We start from the raw sequence: 13,631 nt of genomic DNA on the forward strand, positions 1-13,631 counted from the left end.
GCCTCAATGGAGCCCGGTCATGAAGACCGGGAATACACATCCGCATTTTCGAGCCCGGCTCCGAGGAAGGCGCCTCAATGGAGCCCGGTCATGAAGACCGGGAATACGGCTCGCTTGCTTCGGTGCCGTTGGCTACCAGTGTTGCACACTCTTGCGAGGACTGCCACTCGGCACCCCCAGCCGATGGGAGGGAGCGCCGGCAGGGTAGACAAGAACCAGCCCTGACTAGGGCGCGAGCACTGTCGGGTGACCCAATCGGCACCAGAGCGCTCGCTAGACAATCTGGGATCCTCTCGTGGGGAGCTGCCTGCGGTGTCCGACGAACGTGAACCGGTCCCCGCTGGGGTCACCCAAGTCGACGATCACCACCGAGTCCACAGCCAAGTTCATGATATCCTCACCATCCGCACGCAGATGAATGAGTTCAGTCCTGTTCAAGTCGCAAACGAAAACAGAGTACTGGAGACGTTCACCGTTGGCCTCCATCAACTTGCAGATTCGACGAAGTCGCGCCGGATCACGAATATCATAGGCGATCAGGTATCTTCTTCTGTTCGTCCTCATCTGGTCATCATCGCCGTGTACTGATCGAGCTCTCCAAGCATGACCGCACCCAGCATCCGGGCCTGGATGTCCATGACACGCCGATACGACGCTTTGTACCCGAACTGTGGATGGGTCACCTCTTGGTCGAGCCGCCGCTCATAGGCCCTCAGGACGGCCTTGCGGCCATCAGCCTCAAGCATGCACCCTCCGGCGCGGAACTTGAAATCCCGAGGACCGACCTCACCATTGTTCAGCACCTGCAGCACAACGCTCTCAGCGATCAAAGACCTGAATTCTTCCGCCAAGTCCAGAGCCAGAGCAGGACGCCCGAACCGAGGCCTGTGGAACATGCCATAATAAGGATCAAAGCCAACCGCCTCAAGCGTCACCGTCAAATCCTTGATGAGCAGAGAATAACAGAACGATAGAAGCGCATTCACTGGATCCCCGGGAGGACGCCTGGTGCGTCCACCCTCACTGAAACCGGAAACATCAATTCGCACGTTCTCACCGAGAAGCGAAATAAAGTTCTCGAAGTAGAGACGTGCCGCAGTACCTTCGATTCCCAGCAGCCGCTGAGGAGAGTCAGCCTGCATGGCTTGAAGAGCCAACGACTTCAGCTGACCCCCGACATCGTCGACCACGCCGCGAGAATTACGGCGCAGCATTGTGCGACTATTACGAATCTTCCCGGAAATCATTCGACGGGAAATCTCCAGTCTTCTCAGCTCCGTGGCGCAGAACTGCGCGATCCTGAGATCGACGTTCTTCCCCGGCAGCCCTTCAGCAATTCCAGAGAACCATCCCCCGTAGCTGAACCACAGCACTGGAATGTCCCGTGACATCAGTGCCCGCACGGCTTGAGCCGATACCGTCACATTCCCGAAGACGCAGACCTGGCTGATGTCGATCAACCGATAGCTGACTTCCAACTCACTCTTGAGACGAATCTCCAGCCGCTCATGGCGAACGCCGATGACAGCTCCTTGCACGGTCACGTACACGGGACGACCCTCCAGAACCGGCGCCATCAGACGCTTCAGTGGACGCCGTTGCGCAGGAGGAACGCGCAGAGATTCCAGCTCGTCAGGAAGACAGATCCCCACCAGCGAGCACCGCGGGCACCTCGGGCTGTCATGCAGAGGCGGTGGCGCCACACGGGGTCGGCTGCCACCTCCCATGCCCGCTTCACGGTATCGGTGATCTCCTTCAGCGCGGCATCGTCCACCATGATGTGCACGCGTTGCCGGGTCTCGGCATACCAGATCTCGGCCCGCTCGACGACATAACCGGCCTCTTGGAGCAGCAGCGCTTGGACCAGTACCTGCACACGATCGCTCGGCCAAGCCTCACCGTTCTTGTCAGGATGGCCCTTCTTGTAGTCGACCGGCACGACAGTACCGTCGCCGCCGTCCTCCACCAAGTCCATCCGCGTGGCCATGCCGAGCCGCTGCGATGACAGCGAGACTGATCTGGCAGCCCTCCCGGCCAACGCCTCGGACTCGTCGGGAAGATTCCCCGTCTCCTGGTCGACGACGCGATGCAGGTAGCGGCCCTCCTCGACATCATCACTGGTTGCGAACTCCTGTTGAACCCATTCCAAGTGGAACAGTCTGGGACAGTACACGAACTCGTTCAGCATGCGGGCCGGAAGCGTCTCAGGCAAACCCGGAAGGTCGGGTCTGACGGTACTCATGGCAGCGGCACCAGGACGCCAGCAGACTTACCGCCCTCCGCCTTGCGGCGGTGGGCTCTGCACACATGGATCACACCCAACGTCCGGAGTGCGTTCTGGTCGATGTCATCCCAGTCCCCCTCAAGCACAGGATGTTCAACGAGCGCCTTGACAGCCGCGGGCCCCAGCGGTTCGCCCCACAGAGGAAGTCTGAGCTCCTCCTCATGGCGGCGCTCTTCACTCACCGTGTGCCAACCGCTGGTCCGCACGCGCGGACCAGCGGCAGTCGTGATCCACAAGGGGTATGACATCAATGCCAACCACGTTGCTCCCGGGACACCGCGCATCTCCGCTTTTCCACGACCGTCCTCACTGCTATCCCAATTAGCCCTGTGATCCAAGTACTCACCAGTGACCCCCGAAACACGTCGCCAGCCGACCAAAGCCTGACGCAGGTAGTCCGGAGTATCGCGCACCAGTTCCAATGGCTTCTGCAGCATTGTGGCCATGGACTGCTTCCCTGAAGGCGCAGCGTATTGGCTTATCGCCCCACGTCCCGAAGGATCGACAACGAGGTCCGTTACCAGACCTGAAATCCATGCCCGCACTGTTGGAGCCGAGGACTGATCCCTGCAGAGCATACCGGTAAAATGTCGTAGCTCGCCCAGTTCCAAGCGCAGACGATCTGGCGCCGCCCCCGGGGGAGGAAATCCTGGAGGACCACCGGGCACTACCACACCCTCAGGCATCGACTCAATGATCTGGGCAAGTCGGGCCACGATGTCGTCGACCGACGGCATCGAGGAGTGAAGCACCGGCGCACGGTCCGCGGCGTCCCAAGACAGCAGGGCATGATCATCAACGAAGTCGCAGATCAACTTAAGAGTGCCGATGGCGGCAAGGATGGCGAGCGGCGAGTCGCCCACGAGGGCGGGGAATTTGACGTCATTCATGATCCCTCCGATGAAACAGTCATGTCTGCGCACCGCACAATGGTCTCCAGCAGGGCGAGACCCCACCTGCCGTATCTGGCGTTGAGTTCAACGAATCTGTCGGCGTCTGCCAACCGGACTCCAGTGGGAAGTGAGACGTGGACGTGGACGTCTTCCACGTCGGCGTCCACGGTGTGCGTTCCCGGGTCGTCGACGGGTGGCAGCAGGGGCCGGTCATGGCCGTGGTGGCTGGCAACCAGATGGCGCAGCAGGTCCTCATCGCCCGGGTAGGGCTCCTCCAGGCTCTGCAAGTGCGCTGCGACGATGGTCTCGGACCATGCCTCGTGTCTGGCACCCCTGGGAAGGCCGCTGAGCCGTAGGGCACGAAGGCGTTGAGCCCTGTCGTCTTGGGGCATTCCCGACTTGGCCAGCGGTTCCTCGGCCAGCTCGGCAGCGATCTCACTGCCACCGAAGAGCATGGCTTGGAACCGCCGGTCGACCTTCCCCAGATCATGCCAGCGTGCGGCATCAACAATGACGCGGCTCAGTTCCTGCGGCAGACCGAGATTGTCAGCGATCTGCCCGCTGCGAGCAGCAACCGCCTTCAAGTGGTCGGCCAGGCTCACTCGCCGATTCAAACTGGAGCTGTCAGCAGGAGTCCCTTCGTCCACGCCCTGCCATGCCTTTCGGGGCGATGACGTGTGGAGAAGCAGGGCCGGGGGAGTCGAAGCGTCGTCGCCGTCGGAGACCACAGCCCCTTGGGAGAGGGCCTTCCGCAGGTCGGCGAGGTCTTCCGCGGTCCACGGGCTGCCGTCAGCGGGGACAATCTCACCGCTGAGCCATTCACGGACGGTCTCGACCAAATGCTGCGCTACTTCTTCGCGCTCTGTCGGGTCTTCGGCGTTCGACCAGGCTGCTCTCGATTCCGCCAGTACCGGCGGGGATTCCAGCCCCAATCGGTCGCCGAGCTCGGGGTCGAGTCGGAGCACGGCACGCCCACGGCGCAAGGACGCTAGTTCGGCAACGTCCCTGACGCTCTCGTGATCCACCGGGTTCCAGCCGAACCGGTCGAGACCGCCGTAACGGCTGGGCACAACAATGGCGTCCCCAGGCCGCAGGGCCGCGGCCGCGACCCACTGCCAGTCGGCATCGGCCGCGCGACGAAGCACCCGAGCGTCTGACTCGCCCTCGCTGAAGGGGATGTCGCCGAATTCGTCGACGTCCGCCATGACCGACGGCTTCTTGTTGAGAAGCCAGTCCCTCACCGCCCGCAAGGAGAGCTCGGCGCACTCCTCGCTGCGAACGGGCAGCGCATCGACAGCGGCACCCGCCTCCCGGGCCGACAGCAGTTCTCCCATGGCATCGACCAAGCCGTCTCGCCACGCGACGGTGACCTGGGTGGTGGCCTTCTTGATGCCGTGCAGGTAGGGATCGAGCGGCGGATCGTTCGAGGGAGCGGGGCCGGTGCGAGCCCACGCATCGAGTTGCGCCGGAAGGAGCACCGGCAGAAGTGGGGGCTCAGCGGTCAGGCCGCTGGGCACATCCACGTGTCGCAGGGCCAGCGGTGACACATCGAGCCCATCGCAGGCAGCAGCACGCAGGAATGCGGCCGTTCTGCTCTTGGCCTGACCGTAAACCGGAGGTTTCTCGGCATTGTCCTCGACGACCGTCACCGTGGCGTCCGAGAAGTCTCCGCGCCGGTTCACCCGTCCGAACCGTTGCACCAAGGCGTCCCACGCAGCGGTCTCGGTGACCATGTCGGTGGCGTCGAGGTCGATGCCCACCTCGATGGTCTGGGTCGCAACGAGGATGACCGACACCGGCGTCTGCTCACGTTCGGCTCCGAACAGTTCGGTGACTCGCTCGGCGATCCGCTCGCGATCCAACGGACGTGACCTGCCCATGAGCAGCATTGTCTCGGCGACGCAGGATGGCTTCTTCCTGGAGATCAAAGCGTCGTGCACCTCACGTGCCCGGTTGACCGTGTTGCACACGACCAGCACCCGTGCCCCGGGCCTGCTCGCCAGCTCAGCAGCCCGCCCAGCCACCTCCTTGACGATCGTCTTCTCGCTGGAATCGACGAAACTGAGCGTCTTGGCGGCCCGCAGCCGCCGATCCGCCGTCACGTTGAGACGGTGAGCCTCCTCATCGAACTGGGCACTCCACCCATCGGACTGCTCGACTGCTGTGGCACTCAGGTGGACGATCGACGTGCTCGGAAGACCGAGGACCTCACTGGAATCCAGCTCCGAGGCCGACGCCAACGCCGCCGTGAAGGCCTGAGCGAGGTGCGCCTCATCGATCATGATGACCGAATCCGTTCCCACCAGAGCAGCGTCGATGGGACGCCGTCGAGCACTGACCCCGTAGCCGCGGAAGAACAGTCGACTCCCCACCTGGTTAACGGTGCCGGTGACGATGGCTGGAAGATCGGGGCGCGACAGCCACGCCGCGTCCCATGTCGTGCCCCCGCGCATCTTCACCACGCGCAGTGCAGGATCGCCTTCACGAGCGGACGAAAGGCTCCGTAGTCGCTCGGCGATCTCCCAGCAGATCGTCCCTCGCTCCGCCTCATCCAGGGCATCGGCGATGAGTCGACCGTGCTGCTCCGCCTGATCGACGACGATCCTCCGATCCACCACCATGTAGATCCGGCGGCGGCCCAGGCCAACCGGCGCCTCGCCGCCTGCGCTCATGGCCAACAGGAAGACGGCGATGTCCAGCATCGAGGTCTTGCCCAGACCCGTCGGTGCGTCGACGAGCGCGGGCCATGCACCCCCTTCGACGGCCTCGGTCACCACCTGGGATTGCCAGGGGAAGGGCGGGTGGCCGTGCACCTGGCGCATGAACGAATCAAAGTCCCCGACGTTCATCGTTGCTCTCCCTCCTTCTCCGGGGCGAAGAGCCCGACTCCGAAGTAGCGGCCGGCGCCGGCGAGAACCGGCCCCTTCACCGGCTGGTCGAACATGACGCGGGCATGGGTGTAGAGACGCCCGCGGCAGCGCTTCGGCAGTTCATCGGGCCTCAAGCGGATGGCCCCCTGGGTCATCGGCTGCTTGCTCAGCTCGACCTCGCGGGGCGCCGGGAGGCCCGCCTGGACGAGGGACGTGGTGGCGGCCGAGGCCAGGTCGCGGTCCTTCGGGTAGCGGTCCAGCACCAGGGGCGTCACCGACACCCAGGTGTGTGAGGGCCCTGTCCACCGCGTGACGGTGGCGCTTCGGGGCAGCGGGTCGTTCGGGGAGTACTGCAGCTCGAAGCTCCCTTGGATACCAGGCACGTAGAGTGACACGCTGTGATTCGGATCACTGCCGAGGATGCCTCGCAGGATGCGCCGCCGCTCGGCCCGGTCCAGCCCGGGGATGGCCACGGCGAGGGCCATCAGTTGCCCGTCAGCATGCTCGTAGCCGGCGAACGGGAGCCCGAGGTAGGCGACGTGCGGCACCCCGGGAAGGCCGTGGCCGTGCAGGGCCGGCGGCAACGGCTCCTCGGTCTGACCCATCACCTTCCGACGGAGCGCCTCCGTGAAACGCCCGACGAGGCTCCCCGGCGGACGCCGGCCGACGAACCTGAGGACGACCAGGTCGGGGTAAGGGGATTCGACGGGTTGCCGGCCCGGAACCTCTTCCTCGGCGCCCGCCTCCCGGTAGGAGCGTCGGGACCGTGCCCCGGCGGCCTGCCAGGCGGGCTGGTCCGCCTCGTGGAGTGCGTCGAGTTCGTCGAGGTAGCCGGGGTAGGGGACTCTGATGCTCGCCGTCCCGGGCCCTTCCACCGGTTCGTAGGTGGTCAGCCCGGGCAGCGGTTCCGGATCCCTCACCCGGCTGAAGATGAGGATGGCCGGGGACGTCGATCGTCCGAGGTACGGCACCCGGCGGGCCAGCCTGTCGAGGCAGGCCAGGGAACCGTCGGACAGCGCATCACCGTCAGGCCAGTCGAACTGGACGCGGGCATCGTAGGGAAGGCTGCCGAAGCGCTGGCGGAAACCGGCGGTTCGAGCAGGATGATTCTGATGCGTGCCCTTCCGCTCCCGAGCATTCGTCACCACATAGCCTCTGGCGCGGTATTCCCCTGCCGCAGAGGCATGGATCAGCGGAGGCGAGAGCCGCTCCAGCTCGGCCAGCGGAGCCAGTTCGTCATCGGCCGCCACTGCCCGCAGGGCCGAGAAGACCCTGGCCGGGTGCGGCGGCCACTCCGCCGCATGGGGGTCATCCCCGCCGCCGGCGTCATAACGCCCGCTCAGCAGCGTGATGTCCAGACGGATGGGCATGTCATTCCCCTGCCGACTCGGCCTTGGTCAGGCTGAAGTCGAGGGCCTCGGCCAAGGGCTCGGACGGGGTGAGTTCCACGGTTTCCAGGTGCAATGGCACCCCGGCCGCCTGGGCCGCGCGGAGCGCCTCGTCGTAGAGCTGAACGGCTCCGTGCGGGGACAGGGAGAACTGCTCCGTCGTTCCGCCACGGCCGATCCACTCCAGTGTCTCGGACTGCGTCACCAGATCGCAGCCGCTGCGCAGCCACAGCCCCGCCTGACCGAAGGCGAGCCGGTCACCCAGCAGCCCGAAGGCGGCGAGCAGGACGTGAGCGGCATCGACGGCTGCGCGGTCGAGGGAGCCGAACCGAATGCGGCGGGTGGCGGTCAGGCTGAGAACGGCGGTGCGAGTCGCCTCGGTGATCGTGACGCCGCCGTGCGTGGTACTCGGGGCGATGTTGCCATGCCCGATCTCACTCAGCTTGGAGTCCTTCTTCTTGTCCGCCATCGGCGAGTACGACCACTCGTCGCCCTCGCCCGTGCGCGACCCGGTGAGGTTCGCCGGGTCCATGCGCCCCGCCCTGCGGACGCCCACCACGGGATCCCAGCCGATCATCTCGCTGCTGTAGATCCGCGGGAACTTGGCCTGCCTTCCCTTCCGATGGCTGTTCCAGCCGCCGTAGACGAGCGTGCCGGGGTCGTATTCGAGCAGCGCCGTCGCATCCGTCAACGAGGAGTTCAGCAGGGCCCGTCCGATCTCGGTGCTGTCGAACTTCGCCCCGTCGAGCCGCGAGTCGCGCCAGTAGGCGTCGAACGCCCGGTGCGGCGCATCGAGCCCCGTGAGCTCGAAACTCGACGCGCCCCTGTGAACGAGCCGAAGCATCGGCACGCGCACAACACCTTGGCGCCATGCCGCAGCCGTGGCCTCCTCACACCTGTTCGCCTGTGCAGGCACCTGGTCCAGGACCGTCGCCCTGCGGACCTCGCCATCACGATCACGCACTCGCTCCTCCATCAGGTATGGCGAAGGATCCGTCGCCGTGGTGGGGAATGTCGGAGGGAACACCCGACTTCCGGGCCCTCCGCTGGGCTGATAGGCAGCCACGATGCGAGCAGCCGCCCACTCCGTGTCCGACAGCTTCTCCTGCAAGGTGCTGAGCGTGAGCTCCGTCATGGTCTTCCCTTTCTCACTGGCCAAGCGCCCTCGAAGCTGGCTCCCCCGCGACCTTCCGGCGGAGGAGCGTCCGAGCGCAGAACGACGCACACAGCTGTCAACGCTGACTGCGCGAGGGCACGTTTCTTTCATACACGCCATGCTCGCGGGCACCACTGACATTTTTCGTGTCCTGCCGGATCCGCCGAGCCGCATCGCCCCACCGGGCCAGCAGAGGAACCGCTCCGTCGACCAGAAGGATCCGCAGCACTACCCTTGTGCAAGCACGATCACCGAGACCAACTGGGAACGGGCCCACCTGGGAAGACGGGGCAGGATCATCGGCTCGCCCAGTCGAGCACCCCACTCACACACGGCGGCCCGAGTCACGTCCGGCCGGGTGACCAAGCTCCTCGACCCGTGGGGACGAAGAGGAGAACCGACGGCGCGAACCTGAAGAAGGCCGTCGGTGTCGACCTCGGGCCTCGGTCTGAGGAGAACGGAGGGGGAGGACTGCTCGATGAAGCACATCTGCATGTACGTCCAGGACACCATGGCCGACTGGGAGCACGGCTATCTGCTGCATGGCGTCTCGCTCCAAGGAGCGACCCCGACGCCAGTTTGCACCATGAGCTTCGCAGCTGATGCGCGCGATGCCGTGACCACGGCGGGCGGAATGAGGATCATCCCCGACGAGACCCTCGCGGAGACTGATGCGGAGGGCATCGACGCGTTCGTCCTGATCGGCGGGGACACGTGGCTCTCGGAGGACAGGCACGCCGCCCTCGACCTTGCAGAAGCCGTACTGGCCGGGGGAGGAATCGTCGCGGCAATATGCGGCGCCACCCTCGGCCTCGCCAGTAGGGGTCTGCTCAACAACCGCAGACACACGAGCAATGCACCAGAACTCCTCGCTGCGATCACCGCGTACCGGGGCAATGACCTGTACGAGGGAACGCCCGCCACCGCGGACCGAAACGTCATCACCGCGGGCTCGGCCGGCTCCCTCCTGTGGGCCAAGCTGATCCTCGAGGAGTTGGAGCTGTACGGCAAGGACGTGCTCGATGCCTGGTTCGACTACTTCAGAACGGCGGACCCGGCGCATTTCACGCGGATGACGAGGGCTCTGGAAGCCGAATAGCTCCGGGAGAGGGAGGCGGCCCGGCCGCCTTCACCCCGCCCGGGTCGGCCCGCGGTTCCGCACCGCGCCCCTCCCCCGCTCTCACAGGAACGCGATCCCGACGCACACGACGGCCAGCAGCGGCAGCACGCCCTGCTTGAGCGCCGCCGGGCGCTTGTCGGGCGAGCCGGCGAACAGCACGACGGCCGCGGCGAGCATCGACCCCGCCCCCGCCAGCATGAGCGCCGCGCCGGCACCGTGCGCGCCGCAGGCCGACAGAGCCACGCCCAGCCCGGTGACGACGGCCAGGAAGAGGTTGTAGAAGCCCTGGTTGAAGGCCATCTCGCGGGTGGCCAGCGCCTCCTCCTCGCTCATGCCGAAGGTGGCACGGGTGCGCCCGCTCGTCCACGCCAACGACTCCATCGCGAAGATGACGACATGCAGCAGCGCCGCGAGCACCGCGAGAACCGAACCGAGACGAGCATGAGCTTCCTCTCTGACGGAACGGCCGCACGACCGCGTCCCCCGGGGTACAACGCCGCGGGGCCGCCGCCCATTCCGAGCCGGCCCGGCCCGGCCGATCGGACCGGCCCCGCTCCCCCGCGTGGTCCGCCGCCCGCCGGCGCGCCCCCGTCTCAGGGGCGGTAGACGGCGGGGTCGCCCCGCCCGCCCTGCTCCACCGGCATGCTCCAGCGCCCCGCGACGACGTCGATGACCAGGCCGACCACCGCGAAGACGGCGGTCGGCAGGATCCACCCGGTCTGGTCGTTCCAGAGGCCGGTGCGGGCGAGCAGCCTGCTCGGCGCGGTCCAGCCGAGGTCGGACAGGGCTGAGACGAGGCCGAGCGCCGTCGAGCAGACGACGCCCCACCGGTAGGCGGCGCGCAGATGTCCCGGTGCGACGACGTCGACGAGCGTCACGAGGACCAGGGTGATGGTGATCGGGTAGAGCAGCAGGGTCAGCGGGGAGACGACCGTGAGGATCGCCGCCAGCCCGAGGTTGGCCAGGACGAGCGAGACGAGGGCGGCGGCCAGCACCTCGCGGGTGAAGCTCACCCTCGGCCACAGGTCGTTCGAGAACTGGCCCCACGCGCTGAGCAGGCCGACGGAGGTCGTCAGGCAGGCCAGCAGCACGATGGCGGCGAAGACGACGACCCCCGCCGTGCCGAGCGAGGAGGCGGCGGCGCTGCGCAGCAGAGCGGTGCCGTCGCCGGCGTCGCCGACGGCGCGCGTCCCGAGCAGCGCCAGCCCCACGTAGACGACGGCGAGCAGCAGGGCGGCGATGATGCCGGACCAGCACGTCGCCCTCATGATCGAGCGCCGCGTCGTGATGCCCTGCGATCTCAGCGAGGTCATGACGACGATGCCGAAGACGGTCGCGGCGAGCATGTCCATCGTCATGTAGCCGCGGGTCAGGCCGGCGGCGAACGGGCGAGCGGCGTACTCGCCGACGGCGGTGCGGCCCTGCACGGGCATGCCGATGAGCACGACGGTGCACAGCACGGCGATGAGCACGAGCAGGGCGGGCGTCAGCCAACCGCCGACGCGGTCGGCCATCCGGGACGGCCTGAGCGCCAGCAGCACCGACACGGCGAAGAAGACGAGCACGTGGACGGCCAGCGCCGGACGGCCGGTCGGCAGGCCGAGGAGCGCGAGGACGGGCCGGGTGGCCAGCTCGTACGAGACGGTGGCGACCCGCGGGACCGCGTAGAGGGGCCCGATCGACAGGTTCACAGCCAGCGGCATGAGGACGCCGAAGCGCGGACCGACGCGCCCCGCGATGCCGGTGATGCCCTCGCCCGAGGTCGACACGGCGATGACGCCGACGAGCGGCATGAGGACGCCTGTGGCGAGGAAGCCGAGGACGACCGGGACGAGCCTCGAGCCGGCCGAGGCGCCGAGCGCCGGCGGGAAGATGAGGTTGCCCGCCCCGAAGAACAGGGCGAACAGCATGAGTCCAGTGGTCAGGACGCGACCTGCGGGGCCGGACTTGGTCGGCACGGGATTCTCCTCGAGCTCGTCGGCGTGAACCCGTAAAGGGTAGGCGCGACCGCCCGGTGAGCCGAAACCGGCGCATTCGGCGGCCTCGCCGCTCCGGTTCGGGCGGGCGTCGTTCGTCGATCTCGAGGACGGCTGTCTCGCCGCGCTCACTCCCGTTGCCTTGTTGGTGGCCCCGTTGGAAGGGGTCACGGTCGCCGGGCCCGGCATGACTCGCTGTCCCTGTCGCACGAATGGTCCCGGGGTGTTGTCGCCCCCGTCCCGGGCTGACGTCGTCACCGTCGACGTCGTTCGTCCGAGGCCCTCCATGCCGCGGGCCGGGCGCGCCCGGCGATCTCACACCTTCCGTCCGCCGGCCTCACACCTTCAGCTCGAGCAGCGACTCGATCCGGTCGACGAGGATCGGCGCCATCGTGCGCGCGTAGGAGCCCGAGATGTGGTTGTCGTCCAGGTAGACGTGGACGTTGCCGATGATCGTGCGGCACGTGCCCGCAGAGCAGTACAGGTCGGTGGGGTCGATCTCGTGGAAGCCGGGGATCGTCAGCAGCTGCTCGGCGGGGTCTACCGGCGCCAGGTGGTCGCCCTGGGCGAAGGAGCACCCGCCGTGCGTCGCGTCGTCCGAGCACTCGTAGAGGTCCTGCACCGAGCGCGGGTTGTCGCGGAAGCCGACGACGGTGATGCCGAGCGAGGTCAGGTGCTCGACGAGTTCGGCCACGCCGGGCCGCAGCCCCTCGGACGGGAAGTCGGGCGCGGACACCGTCGTGTCGAGCATGACGAGGTCCGGCGGGTCCTCGTCGAGGAGCGTCATGACGACCTCGTTCCTGGTCCGGCAGTCGCCCTCGTAGTACTCGGGCGGCCCGAAGGAGCAGCCCCCCATGAGGTACTGCGCCACGCCGAGACCGTGGCGCTCGGCGAACAGCTCGGCGGTGGGGATGATCGTCTGCTCGGCGTGGGAGTCGCCGACGACGACGACGGCCGGCCCGTCCCCGTCGGGCGCGGGCATCGAGCTGCACAGCGTCTTCATCCGGCCGAAGAGTTCGCGCTGCCCGGGCGGGCAGGGGCCAGGCAGATCGGGCACCCAGTTCTCGTGGATCGCCAGCGGCCCGGGAATCGGCCCGGCGGAGCCGTCCTGCCAGCCCTGCTCGGCGACCGCCCCGGCGCCCGGGTGCTCCGGGTCGTCGGCGTCGTTGTTGCGGGCGGCGGCCCGCTGCGCCTCGCGTTCGTTGTCGAAGGCCTTGTCCGCGACCGCCAGCGGGAGCAGGCCGACGGCGAGCGCGACGAGCACGAGCGCGGTCTTCTTGAGCACGACGTGCCCGCCGCCCTTCGGGAAGCGCTGGACCGGCCGGTCGACGAGCCGCGTCATGAGCCAGGCGAGGGCCAGCGAGGCCGCGATGAGGGCACCGCCGCTGCCCGCGTCGAGTTGCGCGCGCTCGGACTGGGCCAGGAAGAGCACGACAACGGGCCAGTGGATCAGGTAGACGCAGTACGACATGTCGCCGAGCGCCGCCAGGGGGCGCCACGACAGCAGATGCTGGACCGAGCCGGGGGTCGGGGACTCCTCGACGAGCAGAATCGCACTCACCGCGAGCATCGGCGCCGCGGCCATGGGCCCCGGGTAGTGACCGATCGGCACGACGCAGTAGACGACGAGCGCGACGAGCCCCGCCCAGGACAGCACCCGGGCGGCGATCCCGCGGGGCCTGATCCACGGCGCGGCGGCGGCGATGGCCGAGCCGAGCGCGAACTCCCAGAGGCGGGCGCGGGTGTCGAAGTAGACGGTCGGGTCGTCCGGCGCGGACGCCAGGAGCCACCACAGCGATGCGGCCGCAAGCACGGCGAACGCCCCCGCGACGATCCTCCGGGGTCTCACGTGCAGCGCCCCGGCCAGCAACACGCAGCAGGTCATGAGCAGCGGCCAGGCCAGGAAGACCTGACCCTGCATCGACATCGACCACAGGTGCTGCA

At 67.3% G+C, this 13,631-nt stretch carries 11 protein-coding genes; 1 reads left to right on the forward strand and 10 read right to left on the reverse strand.

The features are described from left to right. Nucleotides 1-273 precede the first annotated feature (273 nt). From cas2 to cas7g, 7 genes are read right to left on the reverse strand one after another with little or no spacing between them, the layout of a single operon-like run. Nucleotides 274-564 (reverse strand): CRISPR-associated endonuclease Cas2, encoded by a 291-nt coding sequence (gene cas2 / locus K336_RS0113140; protein WP_028707274.1) that lies wholly within the window; start codon nt 562-564, stop codon nt 274-276. Beyond that, a complete protein-coding gene (gene cas1, locus K336_RS19515; protein WP_211223526.1) occupies nt 561-1,550 on the reverse strand; it encodes a CRISPR-associated endonuclease Cas1 in 990 nt (329 codons plus the stop codon). The genes cas2 and cas1 overlap by 4 nt, the downstream gene beginning before the upstream one ends. A gap of 35 nt (nt 1,551-1,585) precedes the next feature. After that, nucleotides 1,586-2,188 carry a CRISPR-associated protein Cas4 gene (cas4, locus tag K336_RS19520; RefSeq protein WP_028707276.1) on the reverse strand — a complete coding sequence of 201 codons (603 nt, stop codon included), beginning with the start codon at nt 2,186-2,188 and terminating at the stop codon, nt 1,586-1,588. 50 nt (nt 2,189-2,238) lie between these two features. Further along, nucleotides 2,239-3,174, reverse strand: a complete 936-nt coding sequence (locus tag K336_RS18905) for a type I-G CRISPR-associated protein, Cas3-extension family (protein WP_155945138.1) — start codon at nt 3,172-3,174, stop codon at nt 2,239-2,241. After that, nucleotides 3,171-6,026 carry a type I-G CRISPR-associated helicase/endonuclease Cas3g gene (gene cas3g, locus K336_RS0113155; protein WP_051245843.1) on the reverse strand — a complete coding sequence of 952 codons (2,856 nt, stop codon included), beginning with the start codon at nt 6,024-6,026 and terminating at the stop codon, nt 3,171-3,173. Before cas3g ends, K336_RS18905 begins: the two co-directional genes overlap by 4 nt. Continuing rightward, the gene (csb2, locus tag K336_RS0113160; RefSeq protein ID WP_028707278.1) at nt 6,023-7,417 is read right to left on the reverse strand and encodes a type I-G CRISPR-associated protein Csb2; all 1,395 of its coding nucleotides are present in this window, start codon (nt 7,415-7,417) and stop codon (nt 6,023-6,025) included. The genes cas3g and csb2 overlap by 4 nt, the downstream gene beginning before the upstream one ends. A 1-nt stretch (nt 7,418) precedes the next feature. After that, nucleotides 7,419-8,765: a type I-G CRISPR-associated RAMP protein Csb1/Cas7g gene (gene cas7g / locus K336_RS18245; RefSeq protein ID WP_081660886.1), complete on the reverse strand. Its 1,347-nt coding sequence runs from the start codon at nt 8,763-8,765 to the stop codon at nt 7,419-7,421. A gap of 304 nt (nt 8,766-9,069) precedes the next feature. Between cas7g and K336_RS0113170 the strand changes: the two genes are divergently transcribed. Further along, complete coding sequence (locus K336_RS0113170; protein ID WP_028707280.1) at nt 9,070-9,690, forward strand: DJ-1/PfpI family protein; 621 nt, start codon at nt 9,070-9,072, stop codon at nt 9,688-9,690. A gap of 81 nt (nt 9,691-9,771) precedes the next feature. Here the strand turns inward: K336_RS0113170 and K336_RS0113175 are convergent, their stop codons facing one another. From K336_RS0113175 to K336_RS16635, 3 genes are all read right to left on the reverse strand, one after another. Continuing rightward, complete coding sequence (locus K336_RS0113175) at nt 9,772-10,128, reverse strand: DUF1304 domain-containing protein (RefSeq protein WP_028707281.1); 357 nt, start codon at nt 10,126-10,128, stop codon at nt 9,772-9,774. A gap of 176 nt (nt 10,129-10,304) precedes the next feature. Next, nucleotides 10,305-11,669: a branched-chain amino acid transport system II carrier protein gene (gene brnQ, locus K336_RS16630; protein WP_051245849.1), complete on the reverse strand. Its 1,365-nt coding sequence runs from the start codon at nt 11,667-11,669 to the stop codon at nt 10,305-10,307. A gap of 355 nt (nt 11,670-12,024) precedes the next feature. After that, nucleotides 12,025-13,631 (reverse strand): acyltransferase family protein (locus K336_RS16635; RefSeq protein WP_043151235.1); only part of this gene is annotated, 1,607 nt, incomplete at its 5' end.

Origin of the sequence: Propionibacterium acidifaciens DSM 21887 (assembly GCF_000426605.1) — a bacterium.
GTDB classification, from domain to species: domain Bacteria; phylum Actinomycetota; class Actinomycetes; order Propionibacteriales; family Propionibacteriaceae; genus Propionibacterium; species Propionibacterium acidifaciens.

Excerpts from the sequence above, each read along its gene's own strand:
- cas4 (WP_028707276.1), bottom strand. The coding sequence starts at position 2,188 with ATGCTGAACGAGTTCGTGTACTGTCCCAGACTGTTCCACTTGGAATGG.
- cas2 (WP_028707274.1), bottom strand. The coding sequence starts at position 564 with ATGAGGACGAACAGAAGAAGATACCTGATCGCCTATGATATTCGTGAT.
- K336_RS18905 (WP_155945138.1), bottom strand. The coding sequence starts at position 3,174 with ATGAATGACGTCAAATTCCCCGCCCTCGTGGGCGACTCGCCGCTCGCC.
- cas7g (WP_081660886.1), bottom strand. The coding sequence starts at position 8,765 with ATGCGGCTCGGCGGATCCGGCAGGACACGAAAAATGTCAGTGGTGCCC.
- csb2 (WP_028707278.1), bottom strand. The coding sequence starts at position 7,417 with ATGCCCATCCGTCTGGACATCACGCTGCTGAGCGGGCGTTATGACGCC.
- K336_RS0113170 (WP_028707280.1), top strand. The coding sequence starts at position 9,070 with ATGAAGCACATCTGCATGTACGTCCAGGACACCATGGCCGACTGGGAG.
- cas3g (WP_051245843.1), bottom strand. The coding sequence starts at position 6,026 with ATGAACGTCGGGGACTTTGATTCGTTCATGCGCCAGGTGCACGGCCAC.